Origin of the sequence: Bradyrhizobium zhengyangense (assembly GCF_022012435.1) — a bacterium.
Lineage (GTDB): Bacteria > Pseudomonadota > Alphaproteobacteria > Rhizobiales > Xanthobacteraceae > Bradyrhizobium > Bradyrhizobium zhengyangense.
The window spans coordinates 245292-267411 of the sequence record NZ_JAKLUA010000007.1; the positions used below are offsets into that span (position 1 = coordinate 245292).

The window sequence follows — 22120 nt, forward strand, 5'->3', positions numbered from 1 at the left end:
CCGCGGGGACAATCGGAGACATCAATGACGATCCAACGTGCCAATTTCACGCGCCCGCTCATCGCCGTCGCGATGGTGGCTGCTTCAACCTTTGCCGCCGTGGCGCAAAAGGCGCCGGTGCCGACCCGCGTTCGCGGCACGATCGAGAGCGTCGACGGCGACACGCTGCAGGTCAAGTCGCGCAGCGGCGAGGACGTCAAGCTGCATATCGCCTCCGACGCACGCGTCGTCGGCGTCACCAAGATCTCGCTGGCCGACATCAAGGTCGGCTCCTTCGTCGGCGCCACCACCGTGCCGGGGCCGGATGGCGGCAACAATGCCGTCGAGGTGCACGTGTTTCCGGAGAGCATGCGCGGCACCGGCGAGGGCTCGCGGCCCTATGATCTCAAGCCCAATTCCAGCATGACCAACGCCACGGTGTCGGAGAGCGTGGTCGGCAATGACGGCCATACGCTGCTGGTGAAGTACAAGGACGGCGAGAAGAAGGTGTTCGTCTCCGATATGACACCGGTCGTGACCTTCGTTCCCGGCGACAAATCGGAACTCAAAGCCGGCGCCCAGGTCATCGCCTTCATGAAGCAATTACCCGACGGCTCGTTCGAAACCAACCGCGTCAGCGTCGGCCGTGACGGCCTGACCCCGCCGATGTGAATCGGGCGAGCATGATCCGGAAAAGTGTGCAGCGGTTTTCCCTCGCGACAAACGCGGAACGCGTTTGCGCGGAGATCATGCTCAAAAAATTGAGGGAATAGCGGCGGTCAGACGGGGTTTGCCGTGTGATCGTCGCAAACCCTGAAGGGGACAATCATGGAAATGCTGAACAACTGGATGCCGCGCACCGTCGCGGCTGCGTTCGTCGCCTGTATTCTGACATCAGCGGTCTCGGCGCAGCAGGCGCCGACCGTCCGCATCCGCGGCACCATCGAGAGCGTCGACGGCAACATGCTCGGCATCAAGACGCGCGAGGGCAGCGATGTGAAGGTGAAGATGACCGACAACGTCGCCGTCTTCGCCGTGGTTAAGACGGAGCTCTCCGAGATCAAGGAAGGCTCCTATATCGGCGTCACCGCCATGCCCGAGCCCGACGGCACCCAGAAGGCCATTGCCGTCCACATCTTTCCGGAGAACCAGCGCGGCGTCGCCGAGGGCTTCCGTCCCTGGGACGCCCGCGCCAATTCCACCATGACCAACGCCACCGTGGCGCAGACGGTGAAGGGCACCGACGGCCAGAACATCACGGTGAAATACAAGGACGGCGAAAAGAAAGTCGTGGTGCCGCCTGACACTCCGATCGTCACCTTCGTCGCCAGCGACAAGTCGGAAGTGAAGCCGGGCGCCAAGCTGATCATTTTCGGCGCGGCGAAGAAGGACGACGGCACGCTGGAAGCCAACCGGGTGAATGTCGGCCGCGACGGCGTGACGCCGCCGATGTGAGCGAGCACTGAACTTGTAGGGTGGGCAAAGGCGCACTTGCGCCGTGCCCACCATCCTTATCTATTACGCGGAGTTGGTGGGCACGCTTCGCTTTGCCCGCCCTACCGCACCGCCGTTGCGTCTCACACCGCAATCACGTGATCGTCGATCTCGTCGATCCGGTTGACGCCGCACAGGCCCATCGTGGTCAGCAACTCTTTCTGGATGATGTCGATTGCCTTGGCGACGCCGGCCTGGCCGCCGGCGCCCAGGCCATACGCATAAGCGCGGCCGATCATGCACGACTTGGCACCGAGCGCGAGCGCGCGCATCACGTCCTGGCCGGAGCGGATGCCGCCGTCGAACATGATCTCCATCTTGTCGCCGACCGCGTCCGCGATCTCGGGCAGCACCTCGATCGACGACGGCGCGCCGTCGAGCTGGCGACCGCCATGGTTCGACACCACCAGCGCCTGCGCGCCGGTCTTGGCGGCTTCCTCGGCGTCCTCGACGTCGAGAATGCCCTTGATGATGAGCTTGCCCGGCCAGATGCTGCGGACCCACTCGACGTCCTTCCAGTTCAACGACGTGTCGAACTGCGAAGCGGTCCACTCGGCGAGGCGGTTGAGATCCTCGGTGTTCTTCACGTGACCGGCGATGTTGCCGAAGGTGCGGCGCTTGCCCTGCAGCACACCCGAGACCCAGGCCGGCTTGCTGGCGAAATCCAGGAGCTTCGACAGCGACCATTCGGGAGGCACCGTCATGCCGTTCTTGATGTCGGCGTGGCGCTGGCCGATCACCTGCAGATCGACGGTCAGCACCAGCGCGCTGCATTTGGCCGCCATCGCGCGCTGGATCAGGTCCTTGATGAAGCCGCGGTCTCTCATCACGTAGAGCTGGAACCAGAACGGCTTGTCGACGGCGCCCGCGATGTCCTCGATCGAGCAGATCGACATCGTCGATTGGGTGAACGGGATGCCGGCGGCCTGTGCCGCGCGACAAGCGTGAATCTCGCCGTCGCCATGTTGCATGCCGAGCAGGCCGACAGGGGCGAGCATCAGCGGCATGGTCGAGGGCTCGCCGAGGATCGTGGTCGAGGTGTCGCGCCTGGAGACGTCGACCAGGATGCGCTGGCGGAACTTGATCTGCTGCATGTCCTCGCGATTGGCGCGCAGCGTTTCCTCGGCATAGGAGCCGCGGTCGCAATAGTCGAAGAATGCCTTCGGCACGCGGCGCTTATGCAGCGCGCGTAGATCGTCGATACAGGTAATATGCTTCATGAACGTTCCCCGGCCCGTCTTGTCTTGGGAGTCTTGCGTCGGAAGATTTAGAGGTCATCTAGCATGGTTGGATGCACAGCCAAATCGTTTGCGAGGAGGGCGCCATGACCAAGCCGCACCCGGGGCCTTCGCCTGATAAGATCAAGGAGAAGCAGGCCCTCGACGACGCGCTCGAAGAGGGCCTCGAGGAGACCTTCCCAGCCTCCGATCCCGTCAACGTCACCCAGCCGGCGCCGAGCCGCGAGGACGGTCATGTGAAGCGGAAGGGGTGAGGAGGGTTCCGCCCCATTCCGGCGCCAAAACCGGAAATATAATGTTAACAGTCAGTTACCGGGAACAGGAGTTCCCGGTTCCGTAATGATTCATCATATTTTTTGAAGCCAATTTAGCCGTCCAGGCATTATAAGACCCCCAGCAAATCAGGGATACGGGGCCTGTTCGGGCACCCGGAGGTTGTCGTGGGGATCCCTGGTTGTTGCGCGTGGGGGACGATGATGAGCCGCAAATATTTCGGGACGGACGGGATCCGGGGCCGCGCCAACGGACTGATCACGCCGGAGCTCGCGCTCAAGGTCGGCCAGGCCGCCGGCCTTGCGTTTCAGCGCGGTGACCACCGCCACCGGGTCGTGATCGGCAAGGACACGCGGCTGTCAGGCTACATGATCGAATACGCGATGGTCGCGGGCTTCACCTCGGTCGGCATGGACGTGCTGCTGGTCGGCCCGATGCCGACGCCGGCGGTGGCGATGCTGACCAAGTCGATGCGCGCCGATCTCGGCGTCATGATCTCGGCCTCGCACAATCTGTTCGAGGACAACGGCATCAAGCTGTTCGGCCCGCAGGGTTTTAAACTTTCCGACGACGTCGAGAAGCAGATCGAGCAGCTGCTCGACGAGCCGATCGAGAAGCGGCTGGCGCAGAGCGCGAGCCTCGGCCGTGCCCGCCGTATCGACGGCGTGCATGATCGCTACATCGAATTCGCCAAGCGCACGCTGCCGCGCGATCTCTCGCTCGAGGGCCTTCGTGTCGTGATCGATTGCGCCAACGGCGCCGCCTACAAGGTGGTGCCGGAAGCGCTGTGGGAATTGGGCGCCGACGTGGTGCCGATCGGCGTCGAGCCAGACGGTTTCAACATCAACAAGGATTGCGGCTCGACCTCGCCGGAGGCGCTGTCGAAGAAGGTGCGCGAGATGCGCGCCGACATCGGCATTGCGCTCGATGGCGACGCCGATCGCGTCATCCTGGTCGACGAGCGCGGCCATGTCGTCGACGGCGACCAGCTGCTGGCGGTGATCGCGCAGAGCTGGAAGGAAGACGGCCGCCTCTCGCGTCCCGGCATCGTCGCCACCGTGATGTCCAATCTTGGCCTCGAGCGCTTCCTGAAAGGGCACGGGCTCGATCTCGTGCGCACGCCGGTCGGCGACCGCTACGTGCTCGAGCAGATGCTGAGCGGCGGCTACAATCTCGGCGGCGAGCAGTCCGGCCACATCATCCTGTCCGACTACGCCACCACAGGCGACGGCTTTGTCGCCGCGCTGCAGGTGCTCGCGGTGGTGCAGAAGCTGCGCCGCCCGGTCTCCGAGGTCTGCCACCGCTTCGATCCGCTGCCGCAGATCCTCAAGAACGTCCGCCACAAGGGCGGCAAGCCGCTCGACGATTCCGACGTCAAGTCGGCGATCTCCGACGGCGAGAAGCGCCTCAACGGCCATGGCCGTTTGCTGATCCGCTCCTCCGGCACCGAGCCCGTGATCCGCGTCATGGGCGAAGGCGAGGACCGCATCCTGGTCGAGGACGTCGTCGACACCATCGTCTCGGCGCTGGGCCAGGCCGCGGCGTAGCGGCCTTTCAAACGCGACTGGGGTGGGGTGATCTCACCCCACGATTCCGGACCGGTGGAGAGGGGCCGCGCATCCCAGCCATTTGCGATTGGCAGTGGCCTGTCCGCCGCCATCATCGTACCTAGCAACTCGTGGCAGTCTGCCGCGCCTGCCGGGATGCTGAATTGAACAAGCCTGTCGTCGTCTCAGAGGAAACGCTGACCGAGCCCGTCGTCGTCAGCGACGTCGCTCCCGCTGCCGCCAAAGCCGCGGGGCCGGCTTATATCGTGCTCGCCGGCATCAGCTTCTCGCACTTCCTCAACGACACCATGCAGTCGCTGATCGCCTCGGTGTATCCGATCCTGAAGGACACCTACGCGCTCGACTTCGCGCAGATCGGCATGATCACGCTGGCGTTCCAGTTCACGGCCTCGCTGCTGCAGCCGGTGGTCGGCCACTACACCGACAAGAAAGCGCAGCCTTACTCGCTCTCGATCGGGATGGCCTCGACCTTCTTTGGCCTGCTTCTGCTGAGTGCCGCGCACCAATATCTCGTCATCCTCGTCGCCGCCGCGCTGGTCGGTCTCGGCTCGGCGGTGTTTCACCCGGAATCGGCGCGCATCGCGCGGCTCGCCTCCGGCGGGCGCTATGGCTTTGCGCAATCGGTGTTTCAACTCGGCGGCAGTTTCGGCACCTCGATGGGGCCGGTGCTCGCCGCCCTCATCGTGGTGCCGTTCGGGCAGGGCAGCATCGCCTGGTTCTCCTCGATCGCGTTTCTTGCGATCGTCATCCTCTGGCGCATCGGCCGCTGGTACGCGCCGCAGATCACGACCAAGAAGGCCGCGCCGCTTCAGGCTCATCCCGATGCGCCGAGCTCACGCCGCGTCGCCGTTGCGCTCATCGTGCTCGTCGCGCTGCTGTTCTCGAAGCAGCTCTACGTCTCGAGCCTGTCGAGCTATTACATCTTCTATCTGATCGACCGTTTCGGCGTGTCGACGCAGACAGCGCAGATCTATCTCTTCATCTTTCTCGCCGCCAACGCGGTCGGCGCGTTCTTCGGCGGTCCCTTAGGCGATCGCTTTGGCCGCAAGATCGTGATCTGGATCTCGATCCTGGGCGCGCTGCCGTTCACGCTGGCGCTGCCCTATGCCGGTCTTTACGCGAGTGCGGTGCTGTCTGTGATCATCGGCCTGATCATCTCCTCGACGACGTCGTCGATCATCGTGTTCGCGCAGGAGCTGGTGCCGCACCGCTTCGGCATGATCTCGGGCGTGTTCTTCGGCGTCGCCTTCGGCATTGGCGGCCTGGGCGCCGCCGTGCTCGGCAAGCTCGCCGATCACACCTCCATCGCCTTCGTCTACCAGGTCTGCGCCTATCTGCCGGCGATCGGGCTGCTTGCGGTATTCCTGCCCAAGCTGCCGCAGCACAGGCGTTAACAAACCTTCTTTCGCTGCGCTGCGGCTTCATCAATCGTTAGCAATTGCGGCGCTCACCTGCCGCATTTTTGCAACGCTTGCGCCGCATCCACGTGTGCGCTCAGAAAAAATCAACCTTAAAAATTAGGGTTAAGTGGCGCTTAAGCATTTGCTGCCATCGTCCGCCTGTGAGTTTCCAGAACGTGAGGCATCTGCATTTTGTCTCACCGGCCATAAGGACGAAGCCAATGCGTAGCGTTAAGTCTCTCCTTGCCGCGGGTGCGGCATCACTGATCTCGTCGATGGCGTTTGCCGCCGATATGCCGATCGCGGCTCCGCCCCCCATGTACGCGCCGCCCGCCCCGCCCGCCGATTTCGGCGGCTGGTATCTGCGCGGCGACGTCGGCATGACCAACCAGAGCGCCAAGAGCATCGACGGCAACGTCGCGCCCGGGTTTACGAAGACCACGCAGGGTCTCGGCTTCGACTCGTCCCCGCTGTTCGACGTCGGTGTCGGCTATCGCTTCAACAACTGGTTCCGCACGGACGTGATCGGCCAGTACCGTGGCAAGGCCAATCTGCATGGTGCAGACCAGGTCATTGGGCCCGGCTTCGTCGGTTCCGACAACTACAGCGGCAGCAAGTCCGAGTGGGTCGTCATGGCCAACGCCTATGTCGATCTCGGCACCTGGTGGTGCATCACCCCGTTCATCGGTGCCGGTGTCGGCGGCTCCTACAACAAGATCAGCGGCTTCCGTGACGACGGGATTGCGTATCTCGCCGCGCTCACCCCGACCCCGAGTGCCAGCGTCGCTTACTTCGCCGACAACGGAAAATGGAACCTCGCCTGGGCCGCCCACGCCGGTCTTGCCTACAAGGTCAACCCCGGCTTCACCGTCGAACTGGCCTACAGCTACATGAACCTCGGCGACGCGGCGCCCGGCAACTTCCGCCTGTTCGACAACAGCGCGTCCGGCCCGACCTCGATCAAGCTCAGGGATCTGACCTCGCACGACGTGAAGCTCGGCGTGCGTTGGGATCTCAGCAGCCCGCCGGCTTACGTGCCGCCGCCGCTCGTCACCAAGGGCTGATCGCAAGCCTCAATCGCTTAACGTCTCTTAACGGCGCGGGATCATCCCGCGCCGTTTTGCTTTGCATTTTTTTCATGGCGCGCGGCGGCGAAAACGTCAGACGCAACCATTGGTTAAGGTTAACGAGCCATGATCACGCTGAAAAGTTCGAGTTCGATGGAGCGTTGCAATGCGTAGGCTTTGGTTGGTGGCGGCGGTGTTCGGATCTGTGTCCGCCGCACACGCGGCCGACATGCCGGATCTGCCCGTCCTGCGCGGCGGCTTCACCGACGGTCTGTCCAAGACGACCCACAATTGGGACGGCGCCTATGTCGGCGTCAACGGCGGCTACACGACCGACGCGACCGATTTCAGCCAAAGCGTGGTCGGTCTGACCAACTTCATCTTCCGCGACAGCGTGCTGCAGCAGCCGACTGCGAGTTGGTCGCTCATGAACAAGACCAACACGCAGAGCACGAATTTCGGTGCTTTCGTCGGCCGCAACTGGCAATGGTACGATGCGATCATGGGTCTCGAGGGCACGTACAGTTATTTCAACAATCTCGCCACGTCGACGACTGGCTCGAACTCGCTCGTCATCACCAATCCGGCCGGCGACAATCCGCCCACGGGCACGACCGACAATTATAACGTGACTTTGACCGGCACTGCTGCAGCGAAGGTCAAGGACATGATCTCGCTCCGCGGTCGTGTGGGCTGGGACGGCGGCGACTTCATGCCGTATGCGTTCTTCGGCGCTGCCGTCGGACGAATGGACGTCTCCCGCACGGTCACGAGCAACGTGACGCTGACCCAGGTCGTGACGACCACGGGTGTTGGTGGCGCCACATCGACCACGAGCACGACCTATGATGTGCCTTCGCAATCGCAAACTCAGAGCCAGCACCGGACCAACGCCTTCGCGGTGGGCTGGACCGCGGGTCTCGGCGTCGAATATTGCATCTGGGACGGTCTGTTCGCCCGCGTCGAATACGAATATGTGAGATTCTCGCCGGTCATGAACACCTCGGTGACGCTGAACAATGCGCGCGTCGGGCTCGGCTACAAGTTCTGACACGGCCTCGCTGCGTCGCGGTTGACAGGTTCGCTGCGGCCTGATGCTCTGTCGCCTCTTATGGGGCGGCGGCAATGCAGATTTACGGCGACAGCAATTCCGGCAATTGCCTGAAGGTGAAATGGGTGTGCGATCGTCTCGCATTGCCCTATCGCTGGATCGAGACCGACACGCGCAAGGGCGAGACGCGCACGCCGCAATTTTTGGCGATGAACGGCGCCGGCCAGGTGCCGACCGTGGCCTTCGACGACGGCCGCACGCTCGCGCAGTCCAACGCCATCATCCGCTATCTCGCCCGCGATAGCGCACTCATTCCGCGCGACGCCTTTGCCGCCGCCAAGATGGACGAATGGCTGTTCTGGGAGCAGTACAGCCACGAGCCCTATATCGCGGTGTGCCGTTTCCAGATGATCTATCTCGGCAAGTCAGTCTCCGAGCTCGATCCTGACAAGGTCAAGCGCGGCTATGTGGCGCTTGACCGCATGGAGGCGCATCTTGCCGCGAGCCGCTTCTTTGCCGGTGAGGAGGTTTCGCTCGCGGACGTCTCGCTGCTCGCCTATACGCGTGTCGCGCATGAAGGCGGCTTCGATCTCGACCGTTATGCGGCCATCCGCCGCTGGGTCGGCGAGGCCGAGGCGTTTCTCGGCCTTCCGTCTGCGCGCTGAGCCCGGAGCGTTCGTCGATGAATGACAAGTCAGTTTCCATCCGCCCCGCACGCCGCGAGGACGTCGCGGCGATGATCGCCATGCTCGCCGATGATCATCTCGGCCGCGCCCGCGAGCGGTTGGCGAATCCGTTGCCCGAGATCTATTACGAAGCGTTCGAACGGGTCGAACGCAACCCCAATCTCCAGCTTGTGGTCGCCGAGAGCGAGGGCAGGGTGGTCGGCTGCCTGCAACTCGCACTTCTGCCTGGCATCAGCTCGCAAGGTGGCATCCGCGGATTGCTCGAAGATGTCCGCGTCGCCTCTGATTGCCGCAGCCGCGGCATCGGCGAAAAGCTGGTGCAATGGGCGGTCGCCGAAGCCAAGGCACGCGGCTGTGTTCTGGTTGAATTGCTGACGCATTCGAGCCGCGTCGATGCGCAGCGCTTCTACAAGCGGCTCGGATTTTCGGCCAGTCATGTCGGCATGACTGTGCGGTTTTGATGCAGCTCGCAATGACCATTGTGCGATCAACGAAATCCGATCGCGCGTTCGTTCATCTTAACAGCTGATAAACTAACCCTTGGTCGTTCACGTGGATCGAGGAACGAACGGTGCTACGCCCGCGTCGGACACCGGGCTCGGTCGGTTCGGGGATTTCAATGACAAGCTATTCCATGATCAAGGTCGGCAACGATTACGTTGTGCAGGCCAATGACAAATGCATTTTGAAAGTCGGCAGCCGCCGCCGCGCTGCGCAATTGATCAGCGAGGCCACGGACTTGCTGAACGCGCTGGCGCCTGTCGTATCCCCAGATATTGCCCCGGACGAACCATCACTCCCCCGTGAGGCTCCTGAACTTTCTTGACTGACCTTCCCGATTCCCGTATCAGCCGCGGCGGGACACCTCCCCCCAACGGGAGGCTTACTATCTGGAAGGGTAGATCATGACTGTAGCGAAGCCCGCTTCGCGGCCGACCGTGCCGCATTTCTCCTCCGGCCCCTGCGCCAAGCGCCCCGGCTGGAACGCCCAAAATCTCAAAGACGCAGCGCTCGGCCGTTCGCATCGCGCGAAGGTCGGCAAGACCAAGCTCAAGCTCGCGATCGATCTGACGCGCGAAGTGCTTGAAGTCCCGGCCGATTATCGCATCGGCATCGTGCCGGCGTCCGATACCGGCGCGGTCGAGATGGCGCTGTGGTCGCTGCTCGGGGCGCGGCCCGTCACCACGCTCGCCTGGGAATCCTTCGGCGAGGGCTGGGTCAGCGATATCGTCAAGGAATTGAAGCTCAAGGACGTCACCAAGCTCAACGCTGCTTATGGTGAGATTCCCGACCTTTCCAAGGTCGATCCCAAGAGCGACGTCGTCTTCACCTGGAATGGCACCACCTCAGGCGTCCGCGTGCCGAACGCCGATTGGATCAGCGCGACCCGCGAAGGCCTGACCATTTGCGACGCCACCTCGGCCGCGTTTGCGCAGCCGCTCGACTGGGCCAAGCTCGATGTCGTCACCTTCTCCTGGCAGAAAGCGCTCGGCGGTGAAGCCGCGCACGGCATGCTGATCCTGTCGCCCCGCGCGGTGGAACGGCTCGAGACCTACAAGCCGGCCTGGCCGCTGCCGAAGATCTTCCGCATGACCAAGGGCGGCAAGATCAACGAAGGCATCTTCGTCGGCGAGACCATCAACACGCCGTCGATGCTCTGCGTCGAGGATTATCTCGATGCGCTGAACTGGGCCAAGTCGATCGGCGGCCTCAAGGCGCTGATCGCGCGCGCCGACGCCAACACCAAGGTGCTGGCCGACTGGAAGGCGAAGACGCCGTGGATCGACTTCCTGGCCAAGGACGCGGCGATCCGTTCCAACACCTCGGTGTGCCTGAAGTTCACCGATCCCGCGATCACATCGCTCTCCGACGACGCACAGGCCGAGTTCTCCAAGAAGCTCGTCGCCCTCGTCGAGAAGGAAGGTGCCGGCTATGACTTCGCGTATTATCGCGACGCGCCGGCGGGGCTGCGGATCTGGTGCGGGGCCACCGTCGAGGCCAGGGACGTCGAGCTGCTGACGCAGTGGATCGACTGGGCCTTCGCCGAGACCAAGGCGCAGCTCGCCAAGGCAGCGTAAGCTTTCTTTCTTCGCCTCTTCCCGTTCTTGCGGGGAGAGGCAGAATTCGCTCCCAGACATCACCCTATTCCGGTCGAACGCCGTCCCTTCCATCGGGGAAGGTAGAGGATCATTCCCATGACCAAGCCCAAAGTTCTCATTTCCGACGCGCTCTCGCCCGCCGCCGTGCAGATCTTCAAAGACCGCGGCGTCGAGGTCGACTTCCAGCCCAATCTCGGCAAGGACAAGGACAAGCTCGCCGAGATCATCTGCAATTACGACGGCCTTGCGATCCGCTCCGCGACCAAGGCGACCGCCAAGATCCTGGAGAAGGCGACCAACCTCAAGGTGATTGGCCGCGCCGGCATCGGCGTCGACAATGTCGAGATTCCCGCCGCAACGGCCAAGGGCATCATCGTGATGAACACGCCGTTCGGCAATTCCATCACGACCGCCGAGCACGCGATTACGCTCATGCTGGCACTGGCCCGCGAGATCCCGCAGGCCGACGCCTCGACCCAGGCCGGCAAATGGGAGAAGAACCGCTTCATGGGCGTCGAGATCACCGGCAAGGTGCTCGGCGTCGTCGGCTGCGGCAATATCGGCTCGATCGTTGCCGACCGCGCCCTCGGCCTGCGCATGAAGGTGGTCGCGTTCGATCCGTTCCTGTCGCCCGAGCGCGCCAAGGACATCGGCGTGGAGAAGGTCGAGCTCGATGACCTCCTGAAGCGCGCCGACTTCATCACGCTGCACACGCCGCTGACCGAGAAGACCAAGAACATCATCGACGCGGCCGCGATCGCCAAGATGAAGAAGGGCGTGCGCCTGATCAACTGTGCCCGCGGCGGTCTTGTCGACGAGCAGGCCGTGGTCGATGCGCTCAATTCCAAGCATATCGCCGGCGCCGCCTTCGACGTCTTCGTCGAGGAGCCTGCGAACACCAACGTGCTGTTCGGCCATCCCAACGTGATCTGCACGCCGCATCTCGGCGCCTCCACCACGGAAGCGCAGGAGAACGTCGCGCTGCAGGTCGCCGAGCAGATGTCGGACTATTTGCTCACCGGCGCGATCTCCAACGCGGTGAACTTCCCCTCGATCACGGCGGAAGAAGCGCCGAAGCTGAAGCCGTTCATTGCGCTTGCCGAGAAGCTCGGCTCGTTCGCCGGTCAGCTCACCGAGTCAGGCATCCTCAAGGTCGAGATCACCTATGAGGGCCACGTCGCCGAGATGAAGATCAAGGCGATCACCTCCGCAGTCTTGTCCGGCCTGCTTCGCCCGATGCTGGGCGAGGTCAACGTGGTGTCCGCGCCTGTTGTCGCCAAGGAGCGCGGCATGGTCGTGGACGAGATCGTCCGCGCCGCCCAGAGCGACTATGAGAGCCTGATCACCGTGACGGTCGCGACCGAACGCCAGGAGCGCTCGGTCTCCGGTACCGTCTATCATGACGGCAAGCCGCGCCTGGTCGACATCAAGGGCATCCGCGTCGACGCCGAGTTCGGCAAGTCGATGATCTACGTCACCAACGAGGACAAGCCGGGCTTCATCGGTAGCTTCGCCGGCCTCCTGGGCGACGCCAAGCTCAACATCGCGACCTTCCATCTCGGCCGCGTCGAGCAGGGCGGCGACGCCATTGCGCTGGTCGAGGTCGACGGCGCGGTGCCGGCGGACGTCCTCGCCAAGGTGCAGGCACTGCCGCAGGTCAAGCAGGTCAAGGCGCTGAGGTTCTGAGGCCTCCGCTGCGCGCGCGCCCCACGGAATGACGAACATCATATATTCCGACGTGCGGAACAACGCCGCCCTTCTCGCGAGGGGCGGCGTTTTTGTTGATGCAACGCGGTGCTTTATTTCTCCCGCGATCCCCAAACTTTGTGTACCAATGGCGGTCACGACGCTCCGTACAATCGTTCGAAAAGGGAGAAAACAATGCGTGAAGCCGTCATCGTTTCCTATGCGCGCACGGGCCTCGCGAAATCCGGCCGCGGCGGGTTCAACATCACGCCGCCGATGTCGCTCGCGGCTCATGCCATCCACCACGCGGTCGACCGCGCCGGCGTCGACAAGGATTACGTCGAGGATTGCTATCTCGGCAATTGCGCCCATGGCGCGCCGAACATCGGCCGTCAGGCCGCGCTGCTCGCCGGCTTGCCGAAGAGCACCGGCGGCGTCTCGGTGAACCGCTTCTGCTCCTCAGGCCTGCAGACCATCGCGATGGCCGCCAACTCGATCCGCTCCGACGGCGCCGACTGCATCGTCGCCGGCGGCGTCGAGAGCATCTCGATTCCGGGCGGCGGCACGCCGAAGGAATCGATCGATCCTGAATTGCTCAAGACCGCGCCCGACATTTTCATGGCGATGATCGACACCGCCGACATCGTTGCCGAGCGCTACAAGCTTAGCCGCGAATACCAGGACGAATATTCGCTGGAATCGCAGCGCCGCATGGCGGCCGCGCAGCAGGCCGGCAAGTTCAGGGACGAAATCGTCCCGATGAAGACCAGGATGAAAGTCGTCGACAAGGCCACCAAGGCCGAGAGCATCGTGGACTATGTCGTCGACCGCGACGAGTGCAATCGCCCGGAGACCACGCTCGAAGGTCTCGCCAAGCTCGAGCCGGTGAAGGGCCCCGGCAAGTACGTCACCGCCGGCAATGCCAGCCAGCTCTCCGACGGCGCCGCCGCCGTGGTGCTGATGGAAGCCAAGGATGCCGAGAAGCGCGGCCTCAAGCCGCTCGGCCGCTTCGTCGCATGGGCCGCCGCGGGCTGCGAGCCCGACGAGATGGGCATCGGCCCGATCTTCGCCGTGCCGAAGCTGTTGAAGCGTCACGGCCTGAAGATCGACGACATCGATCTCTGGGAGCTCAACGAGGCCTTTGCCAGCCAGTGCCTCTATTCGCGCGACAAGCTCGGTATCGATCCCGAGAAGTACAACGTCAACGGCGGCTCGATCGCGATCGGCCATCCTTTCGGCATGACCGGCGCCCGTCTCACTGGTCATCTGCTGCAGGAAGGCGCCCGCCGCAAGGCCAAGTGGGGCGTCGTCACCATGTGCATCGGCGGCGGCCAGGGCGGCGCCGGCCTGTTCGAGATCTACAGCTGATCCGACGCGCAAGAATATGAAAGGCACGGCGCCGCAAGCGCCGTGCCTTTTTCGTTGCGCATCCATCCTCACGAAACTATATACGCCCCGTCGGAAAAGGCAGATTTGGTCTGGTCAGCCCAAATCCTTTCGGTGACGAAAGCTCTGGTCTTTGGCCTTGTGCACGAGATCCCCACGACGAACAGCGGGCGCCATTTGGGCGCTCAATCGTTCGTCCGTGTGATCCTCGAAGCTCTGGGAACGCTCCGGTCGAACATCGACTCCAGGAGCGTCTCATGCAAACCCAATCCACTGATATCTATGACGTCATCATTGCCGGTGCCGGCCCTGTCGGCCTGTTTCTCGCCTGCGAATTGCGGCTCGCAGGTCGCTCGGTGCTCGTGCTCGAGCAAGCGCAAGATCCGCATTCGGCGCTGAAGCAGCTCCCGTTCGGCCTGCGTGGCCTGTCTGTCACGACGACCGAGGCCTTTCACCGGCGCGGCTTGCTCGACGAGATCGTCGCCGCGCAGCGCGCAAAGTCAGGCGCGATCAAGAGTGTCGCGCACTGGATGCAGCAGACGCGACGGCCCGCCGGTCACTTCGCCGGCATCCAGTTCTTCGAGGACGATGTCGATGCCACGAAATGGTCCTGGCGCCTGCCGACGCTGGCCGAAGCCGGCGTCGCGGTCGACATGGACACGCTCGAAACCGTATTGGCCGTGCGCGCATGCAGCCTGGGCGTCGACATCCTCAGGGGATTTGGCGTCGCCGCCATTGCCGCCTCGGACGACGACGTCACCGTGCAGGCGGCCGGCGCGACGTTTCGCGGACGTTGGCTGGTCGGCTGCGATGGCGGCCGCAGCATAGTGCGCAAGGCCTGCGGATTCGATTTCGTCGGCACCGACCCTGAATTCACCGGCTATTCCATCGACGTCGAGCTCGCCGATCCGGAGAAACTCAAGCCAGGCCGCAATTACACGTCGACGGGCATGTACACTTATGCGGTATCAGGCACGATCGCGATGGTCGATTTCGACGGCGGCCTGTTCCACCGGAGCGCGCCTGTTGCGCGCGAGCATGTGCAAGACGTGCTGCGCCGCGTCTCCTGCACGGACGTCACCATTACAAGCCTTCGCTTTGCCGCGACCTGGACCGACCGCGCCCGCCAGGTGACGGCCTATCGCAAGAGACGCGTGCTGCTCGCGGGCGATGCCGCGCACATCCATTCGCCGCTGGGCGGGCAGGGGCTCAATCTCGGTCTCGGCGATGCCATGAACCTCGGCTGGAAGCTGGCCGCGACGATCTCCGGCCACGCGCCGAGCAATCTCCTCGATAGCTATTCGCGGGAGCGACATCCCGTCGGCGCACAAATCCTCGATTGGTCGCGCGCGCAGGTCGCGATCATGCGGCCGACGCCTGCGACCCGCGCGCTCCAGGCGGTCATCCGCGATCTGATCGCAACCGGCGATGGCGCGACCTATTTCGCCGAACGCATCCGCGGCGTTGCGCTCCGCTACGATCTCGACGGCCGCCATCCGCTCGTCGGGCGCAGTGTTCCCGATTTCGAACTCTCTGACGGCACGACGGTCGGAGAAAATCTCAGAGAGGCGAAAGGGCTCTTGCTGGACTTCGACATGCGCCAATCGCTTCAAGCGCTTGCGAGCGGCTGGAGCGACCGGATTGCGTATCTTGCGGGCGCGCCGCGGGATCGGCTGGGCCTGAGCGCGGTGCTGGTGCGTCCCGATGGCTTTGTCGCCTGGGCCAGCGACGGCGCGCCCGATGATGACGACGCCGCCCAAGCCGCGTCGCGCTGGTTCGGCGAACCCCCGACGCGCGGATGTCCTTGAGTCTTGTTATGCACTCCGGCGTGCATTTTGTCATAATACACGTAGTCCTACGTGCCCGCAAATTAACGGAAGTTTTTATGCATTAGCGCCTCATAAACCGCATCTGTCACCAACCGGCTTTGCGATCACGATGCGGCTTTTCTCTCTGCGACTCACTCACAAGATTATTGCGATCGGCGTCATTGGCGTCGTCGGCGTCGCCCTGATCGGCGGCATTCATCTCTACGGCGAGCGCGCGATGGGAATCTCGCGCGACGCCGCCGAGAAAGCGCGCACCGTCTTCGAGCTGAACAGCAGGATCGCGGTCGAGCTGCTGGAGGCGCGCCGCGCCGAGAAGGATTTCCTGCTGCGCAGCGACCCCGCCCGCGCGCAGCGCCAGGTCGAGATCTCGCGGCAGGTCGCGCTGGACATCGAGACGCTGCGCGGCAAGATCGTGGCGCTCGGCAAGCCCGAGCTGGCGCAGAAGATCGACGCGATGAACGCGTCGCTGAAGACCTATCAGGCGCACTTCGCCGCAGTGGTCGAGGAGCGGCAGCGCCTCGGGCTGGACGAGAATTCAGGCCTCGAAGGCCGCCTGCGCGGTTCCGTCCACGAGATCGAAAGCAAGGTCGATCAGTTGCACGATGCCCCGCTCAAGGTGATCATGCTGATGATGCGCCGGCATGAGAAGGATTTCATGCTGCGTCGCGACGCCAAATATGGCGGCGAGATGAAGAAGCGCGCATCCGAATTCCTCGCCGGTATCGATGCCGGCGCGATTCCCGATGCCGCGAAGGCCGAGCTGCGGCAGAAGCTCTCCGACTATCAGCGCGACTTTTCCGCCTGGATGGAGACCGCGCTCAAGCTCGCGAGCGAGTTGAAGGCGATGTCGGAGGCGTTCTCGACCGTCGAGCCCGTCATCGAGCAGGTCTCGAAATCGGTCGACAGCATCCGCCTCGAAGCCGACAAGCAGAACGACGCCGAGCGCGAGGGCATCCAGTTCTGGATCGCCATTGCCATCGCGCTGATCGCGGCGGGCGTGCTCGGCCTCGGTGCCTTCATCGGCCGTTCGGTCGCAAAGCCGCTGTCGGCGATGCGGGCGGCGATGATCGAGCTCGCCAACGGCAATTTCGCCGTCGTGCTGCCCGGCCTCGGCCGTCCCGACGAGATCGGCGAGATCGCGCAGGCCGTCGAGACCTTCAAGATCAACGCCGAGCAGAAGGCGCGCGAGGAGGCGGAGGAGAAGGCGCGGCAGGACAAGCTCGCCGCCGAGCGGCGCCGCGCCGACATGATCAGGATGGCCGACGATTTCGAGGGCGCGATCGGCGAGATCGTCGAGACGGTGTCCTCGGCCGCAACCGAGCTCGAGGCATCGGCAACATCGCTGACGACGACCGCGGGCCGGTCGACCGAGCTCGCCGCGCTGGTCGAGGCCGCCTCGGAAGAGGCCGCCACCAACGTGCAGTCGGTGGCCTCAGCCGCAGAAGAGCTGACCGCCTCCGTCAACGAGATCAGCCGCCAGGTGCAGGCCTCCGCGCGCATCGCCGGCGAGGCGGTCAGCCAGGCCGGCCACACCAACGATCGCGTCGGCGAATTGTCGAAGGCGGCGGCCCGCATCGGCGATGTCGTCGAGCTCATCAATGCGATCGCAGGCCAGACCAATCTCCTGGCGCTGAACGCCACCATCGAGGCCGCGCGTGCAGGCGAGGCCGGGCGCGGCTTTGCGGTGGTCGCTTCGGAAGTGAAGGCGCTCGCCGAGCAGACCGCGAAGGCGACAGGCGAGATCGGTCAGCAGATCGCGAGCATCCAGGGCGCGACCAACGAGTCCGTCGATGCGATCAGGACCATCGGCGGCACCATCGAGCGGCTGTCCGAGATCTCCTCCACCATCGCGGCCGCGGTCGAGCAGCAGGGCGCCGCAACCGGCGAGATCTCGCGCAACGTGCAGAGTGCGGCGGCCGGCACCACGCAGGTCAGCGCCAATATCAGCAATGTCCGGCAGGGCGCGACCGAGACCGGCTCGGCCTCCGCGCAAGTGCTCTCCGCAGCGCAATCGCTCTCGAGCGACAGCAACCGCCTCAAATTCGAGGTCGGCAAGTTCCTCGATACGGTGCGCGCGGCTTAGGCCCGCGCCGTCGCCGGCGCGAAGGTCACCTCGATCAGCGTGCCCTGGCCGGCGCTCTTGATGTTGAACTGGGCGCGGTTGGCTTCGACGAGCGCTTTCGTCAGCGACAGGCTGAGCGCGGAATTGTCCGCGGCATCGCCGGGCGGCGGCGTGCGGAACGGCTCCATCGCGGCGGCGACTTCCTGGTCGCTGAGGCCGTGGCCGGTATCCCTGATGCGAAGCGCCACCTCGCCGCGGTCGTTGAGCGCGGTGGAGACGATTACCTGGCCGCCGGCGCTGGCAAGCCGGATCGAGTTCGAGATCAGGTTCATCGTCACCTGCCGCAGCGCGCGCGCATCCGCCGCCACCTGCGGCAGCGCATGCGCGAGCGAGGTGCGGATGATGATGCGCTCGCGATTGGCCTGCGGCTGCATCACGGTGACACAGGCCTCGACCATGTCGTTGAGGTTGAGATTGGCAAAGCTGAGATCGAGCTTGCCGGTCTCGATCCGCGACAGCTCCAGGAGATCGTCGATGATGGTGATCACCCGCTCGCCGGAGGCGCGGATGTCCTTCATGTATTCGCCGTAGCGCTCGTTGCCCAGCGAACCAAATCGTTCGGAGATCATCACCTCCGCAAAGCCGATGATGGCGTTGAGCGGCGTGCGGATCTCGTGGCTGATCCGCGCCAGCATGTCGGCCTTGGCATTGGCTGCGCCGTCGACCAGGCGCCGCGCCTTCGTCAGCTCGCTCTCGCCCTTCTTGGCCTGCGACAGGTCGCGGAACACGGCGAAGAAGTTCGGGCCGTCGGGCCGGGTGCGGCCCATGATCATCGCCAGCGGCAGCACGCCGCCCTTCTTCTCGCGGCCCAGCACTTCGCGGCCGTGATCGAGCAGGCTTGCGATATCCTGGCTCTTCAGGCTCTCGAGATAGTCGAGCACGATCTGCTGGCTCTCCGGCGCGAACAGCGTCAGCAAATTCAGCTGCATCAGCGCCTCGCCGTCATAGCCGAACAGCGCCTCGGCGCTGCGGTTGCAGGCGTGGATATTGCCTTCGGCATCGAACATCACGATGCCCTCGGCGGTGGTGTCGAGGATCGCGGCGAGATCTTCCGCGTCGGCATCGCCGACATCAGGCTCGGGCGCGAACAGCACGGGCTCGTCGACGTCGGTCTCGGTGGCAACGGGTGGCGCGGCCACCGGTGCCACGACGACCGGCGCGGCGACGACAGCATGCGGCAGCGCGCAGATCAGCGCATGCGCGCTGGCGCCGTCCCAGTCGATCGTGTGCAGATGCGCTTCGGTCGTCGCCAGTGGCTGCTCGCCATTGGGAAGTGCAGCGCTGATCGTCACCGGCGTGCCGGATTGCGATGTGCTGCTCGCGGCGGAAACGCCCGGCTCGACATAGAGCGCATCGAGCCCGCCGGCATCTTCCAGCGCACCAAGGCTGGCATAGCCCATGCGGTTGAGGAACGCGGCATTGGCGTAGAGCAGGCGATCGAGCCGGTAGATCAGTATCCCTGAGGGAATGAGATCCAGCAGCGCGCGGTCGCGCGAGCTGTGGCCATAGGCGGGCGGTGCGGGCTCGCTCAGCCATTCGGCCGCGGCCGGCGGCGCCTCGAGCTCCGAGATCAACGGCTCCGATATCTCAGGTTCTTGCGGCATCGCCGCGTCAGGCGCGATCTCGTCCGCCGGCGGCTCGGCGCTATCAGAGGCGATCTGCTCACGCTCGCGTTCGAGCCGCTCGGACAATTGCCGCGCCAGCTCGTTGAACGCGCTGTTCTCGACCGGCGTCAGCGTCGGCGATCTCTGGTCGGCTGATGACCTGAGGTCATTAGCTGACCTGGGATCACCCGGTGCGCGGAATGGCACGACATTCGGAGGCGTTTCCACTGGCGTTTCCGGCTCGGTTGGGTGTGAATTCGCTTCGGTGAAAAGTGCGGGCGGTTCGGATTCGATTGCGGCGGGCGGCTCAGGCTCAGGCGGCGGCTCGACCGGCGGAGGCGGCGCCTCCGTCTCCACCTTGGCCTCCGGTTCAGGCTCAGGCTCAGGCTCGACCACATCGGCCGACAGGCCCTGTGCAGCGACCGGCTCGCTGAACAATTCATATCGCCTGAGCGCATCGAGCCGGTTCAGCCCGTCGAGATCGCGGCAGACGCCAAAACCCTTGAAGCCGGCAAAGTTGCGCGCGCGGTCATAGACCGGCAGGCCGGCCAGCTCGACCGGCAGATGCTCGCCGCCATCGGCCGGCCAGTTCACGGTGATGCCGGCCCAGGTGTCGTGGCTTTCAAGCGCCTGCGCGACGCGGCCGTCAGGATCCAGCGCAAATTCCTCTGATATCTCGCGCCAGGGCCGGCCGAAGCCGGCCGCGGTGTGCGCGCCCATCAGGCGGATGATTTCGTCCGAGCCCAGCACAAAGCGGCCCTGCGCATCCATCTGCCACAGGAAGCGCAGCGGATGCTGGCGCGGTGTCTCAGCAGGGGCAGACCGCGTCTCCGCGTGTCCGGGCGGCTCGACCATGGCGCTCGTGATCGGCGCCGGTTGCGGCGGCACGATGGCTGCGGGCGGGTTTTCAACGATAGTTTCCGGCGCGGCTTCGATCGGTTGCGCGATGGTTTCGGGCGCGGGTGCTTCAGCGTCCTTCACGGCGTCCTGGATCGAGACGATCTCCGTCGCCGCGTGTGCTTCCGGCTCGGGCGTCGCGGCGAGCGGCGGTGCCGGCGTCTCGTCCGGCTCAGTAAACGGATCGAACATTGCGATCCCGGCATCGGGCCCGTGCGCCGGCGCTGTTGCGACGGGCGGCGCGGGCTCAGCCACTGGTTCGGGAGCATGCTCCATCTCAGGCGCCGCGACCTGCGCGCTATGTTGCACGCTCTCCGCCGCAGGCTCAGCATGCGCCACCGTCGGCTCGATCAGCGCAACCAGCCCGACATCGGCGCCGACGCCGACCCGCTGCAGCACCATCTTGCCGATGCCAACAGGCAACTCGGCGCGGCCCTTCGCCAGCGCCTCGTTGCGCGCCTGGTCGAGGCCGGCCTCGCCGAGATCGCGAAAGCCGAGCAGGGAGCGCGCCGCTTCGCTGGCGCCGGCGAACATGCCGTCAGGTGCGAATGCCGCCATCGGCATTGTCGCGCCGTCGACGAGACGATGCAGCCGCTCGACCAGCGGCATGCTGCGCGAAGCGCCGTTCATCGCGCTGACGAGCACGCCGGAAGAGCCATCGGAAAAGTCGAGCCGCGCGCAGGCGCAGGTCATCAGCGTGCCGAGCCCGGCGCCGAAGCCGCGCATCCGCTCCAGCCTCACGCTGCCGCCGCCCGGCAGCCGGTGTGCGAGACGGACGATCTGGCGGCGATGGCCGTCGGCGGGGCCGAAGGTCTTTTGCGCGAGAGCAGCCGCGTTAGCCGCGCCGAAGAATTTGGCGCCGACCGCATTGGCCCACAGCACGCGCGAACCATCGGGCGACCACAGCCACGCCGGCAGGGGGGACGTCGCGTGCACGGACAGCCTGGGATCGCCGACGCCCCGCAACTGGAAATCCGAATTCGTCATCCGACCGGCTTCAACTCTTCGCGCCACGCTTCACGTCAGGTCCGCCGGGAATGGCAGCCTTAAGAAAGGGTTACTATCGCCCGCAGGCGCGGGCAGGTCCACGCCCGGACCTTAACGGGGGCGTCCTAAAGCCGCGATAACCTTAATGTGGCCGAACCCGCAAGACGCCCGATCGTTGCATCCGCAGGATTCGCGAGGAGCCGGCGTCATCTAGGCAATACCGTCCAGGTTTACCCTCACGCCGGGCGAGGGGACCGGCCGAAACGGCCGGCAAACCAGCAAGCACGACCAGGAGCAGCAGGCATGACCGATCAGTCCAATGGGCATTTCGAGATTCCGCCGGAGATGCGGAACATGGCGGAATCGAGCTTCAAACAGGCCCGCGACGCCTTCGAGAAACTGCTCGCCAATGCGGAGGCCGCCGCCGGCACGATGGAAGAGCGCGGCGCCTCGATGCGCGCCGGCGCCAAGGACATCGGCGCCCGCGCCCTCGCCTTCGCCGAGACCAATGTGCAGGCCTCGCTGAACTACGCCCAGTCGCTGGCCCACGCGAGGGATCTCACCGAGGTGATGCGGCTGCACGGCGACTACGTCCAGTCCCAGATGAAGACCTTGGCCGAGCAAGCCGGCGAAATCGGCCAGCTCGTCAGCCGCACCGCCATGGATGCGACGAAGAGGCATTGAGTGGGTGAGGCCCTCTGCGCACCCCAACGAAGGTCTGTTCCCTCCCCCCTTGTGGGGGAGGGCTAGGGAG

Annotated in this window: 18 protein-coding genes; 16 read left to right on the top strand and 2 right to left on the bottom strand. The window is 64.6% G+C overall.

What is annotated here, in order from left to right; genetic code table 11:
- Nucleotides 1–24 precede the first annotated feature (24 nt).
- Both L6637_RS22780 and L6637_RS22785 read left to right on the top strand, forming a co-directional pair.
- Nucleotides 25–651 carry a hypothetical protein gene (locus tag L6637_RS22780; protein ID WP_237864427.1) on the top strand — a complete coding sequence of 209 codons (627 nt, stop codon included), beginning with the start codon at nucleotides 25–27 and terminating at the stop codon, nucleotides 649–651.
- Between the two features lie 162 nt (nucleotides 652–813).
- On the top strand, nucleotides 814–1434 hold the full coding sequence (locus L6637_RS22785) for a single stranded DNA-binding domain-containing protein (protein WP_377803110.1): 621 nt from the start codon (nucleotides 814–816) through the stop codon (nucleotides 1432–1434).
- Nucleotides 1435–1556: 122 nt separating this feature from the next.
- Here L6637_RS22785 and L6637_RS22790 read toward each other — a convergent pair whose 3' ends face one another.
- Entirely contained in the window at nucleotides 1557–2693 is a 1137-nt protein-coding gene (locus tag L6637_RS22790) for an alpha-hydroxy acid oxidase (protein ID WP_237864426.1), read from the bottom strand.
- 104 nt (nucleotides 2694–2797) lie between these two features.
- Between L6637_RS22790 and L6637_RS22795 the strand changes: the two genes are divergently transcribed.
- The 13 genes from L6637_RS22795 (at nucleotide 2798) to L6637_RS22855 (ending at nucleotide 17839) form a co-directional block, all read left to right on the top strand.
- A complete protein-coding gene (locus L6637_RS22795; RefSeq protein WP_237864425.1) occupies nucleotides 2798–2965 on the top strand; it encodes a hypothetical protein in 168 nt (55 codons plus the stop codon).
- A gap of 222 nt (nucleotides 2966–3187) precedes the next feature.
- Complete coding sequence (gene glmM / locus L6637_RS22800) at nucleotides 3188–4531, top strand: phosphoglucosamine mutase (RefSeq protein ID WP_237864424.1); 1344 nt, start codon at nucleotides 3188–3190, stop codon at nucleotides 4529–4531.
- A gap of 164 nt (nucleotides 4532–4695) precedes the next feature.
- Nucleotides 4696–5946, top strand: coding sequence for an MFS transporter (locus L6637_RS22805; protein WP_237864423.1), 1251 nt, complete (start codon nucleotides 4696–4698; stop codon nucleotides 5944–5946).
- Between the two features lie 227 nt (nucleotides 5947–6173).
- Nucleotides 6174–7016 (top strand): outer membrane protein, encoded by an 843-nt coding sequence (locus tag L6637_RS22810; RefSeq protein ID WP_237864422.1) that lies wholly within the window; start codon nucleotides 6174–6176, stop codon nucleotides 7014–7016.
- Between the two features lie 169 nt (nucleotides 7017–7185).
- Nucleotides 7186–8070: an outer membrane protein gene (locus L6637_RS22815; protein WP_237864421.1), complete on the top strand. Its 885-nt coding sequence runs from the start codon at nucleotides 7186–7188 to the stop codon at nucleotides 8068–8070.
- A 74-nt stretch (nucleotides 8071–8144) separates the two neighbouring features.
- Nucleotides 8145–8735 carry a glutathione S-transferase family protein gene (locus tag L6637_RS22820; RefSeq protein ID WP_237864420.1) on the top strand — a complete coding sequence of 197 codons (591 nt, stop codon included), beginning with the start codon at nucleotides 8145–8147 and terminating at the stop codon, nucleotides 8733–8735.
- Nucleotides 8736–8752: 17 nt separating this feature from the next.
- The gene (locus tag L6637_RS22825) at nucleotides 8753–9217 is read left to right on the top strand and encodes a GNAT family N-acetyltransferase (protein ID WP_237864419.1); all 465 of its coding nucleotides are present in this window, start codon (nucleotides 8753–8755) and stop codon (nucleotides 9215–9217) included.
- Nucleotides 9218–9375: 158 nt separating this feature from the next.
- Nucleotides 9376–9582, top strand: a complete 207-nt coding sequence (locus L6637_RS22830; protein WP_237864418.1) for a hypothetical protein — start codon at nucleotides 9376–9378, stop codon at nucleotides 9580–9582.
- Nucleotides 9583–9661: 79 nt separating this feature from the next.
- Nucleotides 9662–10834: a phosphoserine transaminase gene (locus L6637_RS22835; RefSeq protein ID WP_237864417.1), complete on the top strand. Its 1173-nt coding sequence runs from the start codon at nucleotides 9662–9664 to the stop codon at nucleotides 10832–10834.
- Between the two features lie 117 nt (nucleotides 10835–10951).
- Nucleotides 10952–12541, top strand: a complete 1590-nt coding sequence (gene serA / locus L6637_RS22840; RefSeq protein ID WP_237871993.1) for a phosphoglycerate dehydrogenase — start codon at nucleotides 10952–10954, stop codon at nucleotides 12539–12541.
- 195 nt (nucleotides 12542–12736) lie between these two features.
- Entirely contained in the window at nucleotides 12737–13909 is a 1173-nt protein-coding gene (locus tag L6637_RS22845) for a thiolase family protein (RefSeq protein ID WP_237864415.1), read from the top strand.
- A gap of 275 nt (nucleotides 13910–14184) precedes the next feature.
- A complete protein-coding gene (locus tag L6637_RS22850) occupies nucleotides 14185–15735 on the top strand; it encodes an FAD-dependent monooxygenase (RefSeq protein WP_237864414.1) in 1551 nt (516 codons plus the stop codon).
- Nucleotides 15736–15865: 130 nt separating this feature from the next.
- Nucleotides 15866–17839, top strand: a complete 1974-nt coding sequence (locus L6637_RS22855; protein ID WP_237871995.1) for a methyl-accepting chemotaxis protein — start codon at nucleotides 15866–15868, stop codon at nucleotides 17837–17839.
- On the opposite strand, the gene L6637_RS22860 is transcribed toward L6637_RS22855, so the two are convergent.
- Nucleotides 17836–21366 (bottom strand): PAS domain-containing sensor histidine kinase, encoded by a 3531-nt coding sequence (locus tag L6637_RS22860; protein ID WP_237871997.1) that lies wholly within the window; start codon nucleotides 21364–21366, stop codon nucleotides 17836–17838. The genes L6637_RS22855 and L6637_RS22860 overlap by 4 nt on opposite strands.
- A gap of 303 nt (nucleotides 21367–21669) precedes the next feature.
- On the opposite strand from L6637_RS22860, the gene L6637_RS22865 reads away from it, so the two are divergent.
- Nucleotides 21670–22050 (top strand): phasin family protein, encoded by a 381-nt coding sequence (locus tag L6637_RS22865; RefSeq protein WP_237871999.1) that lies wholly within the window; start codon nucleotides 21670–21672, stop codon nucleotides 22048–22050.
- Nucleotides 22051–22120: the final 70 nt, after the last annotated feature.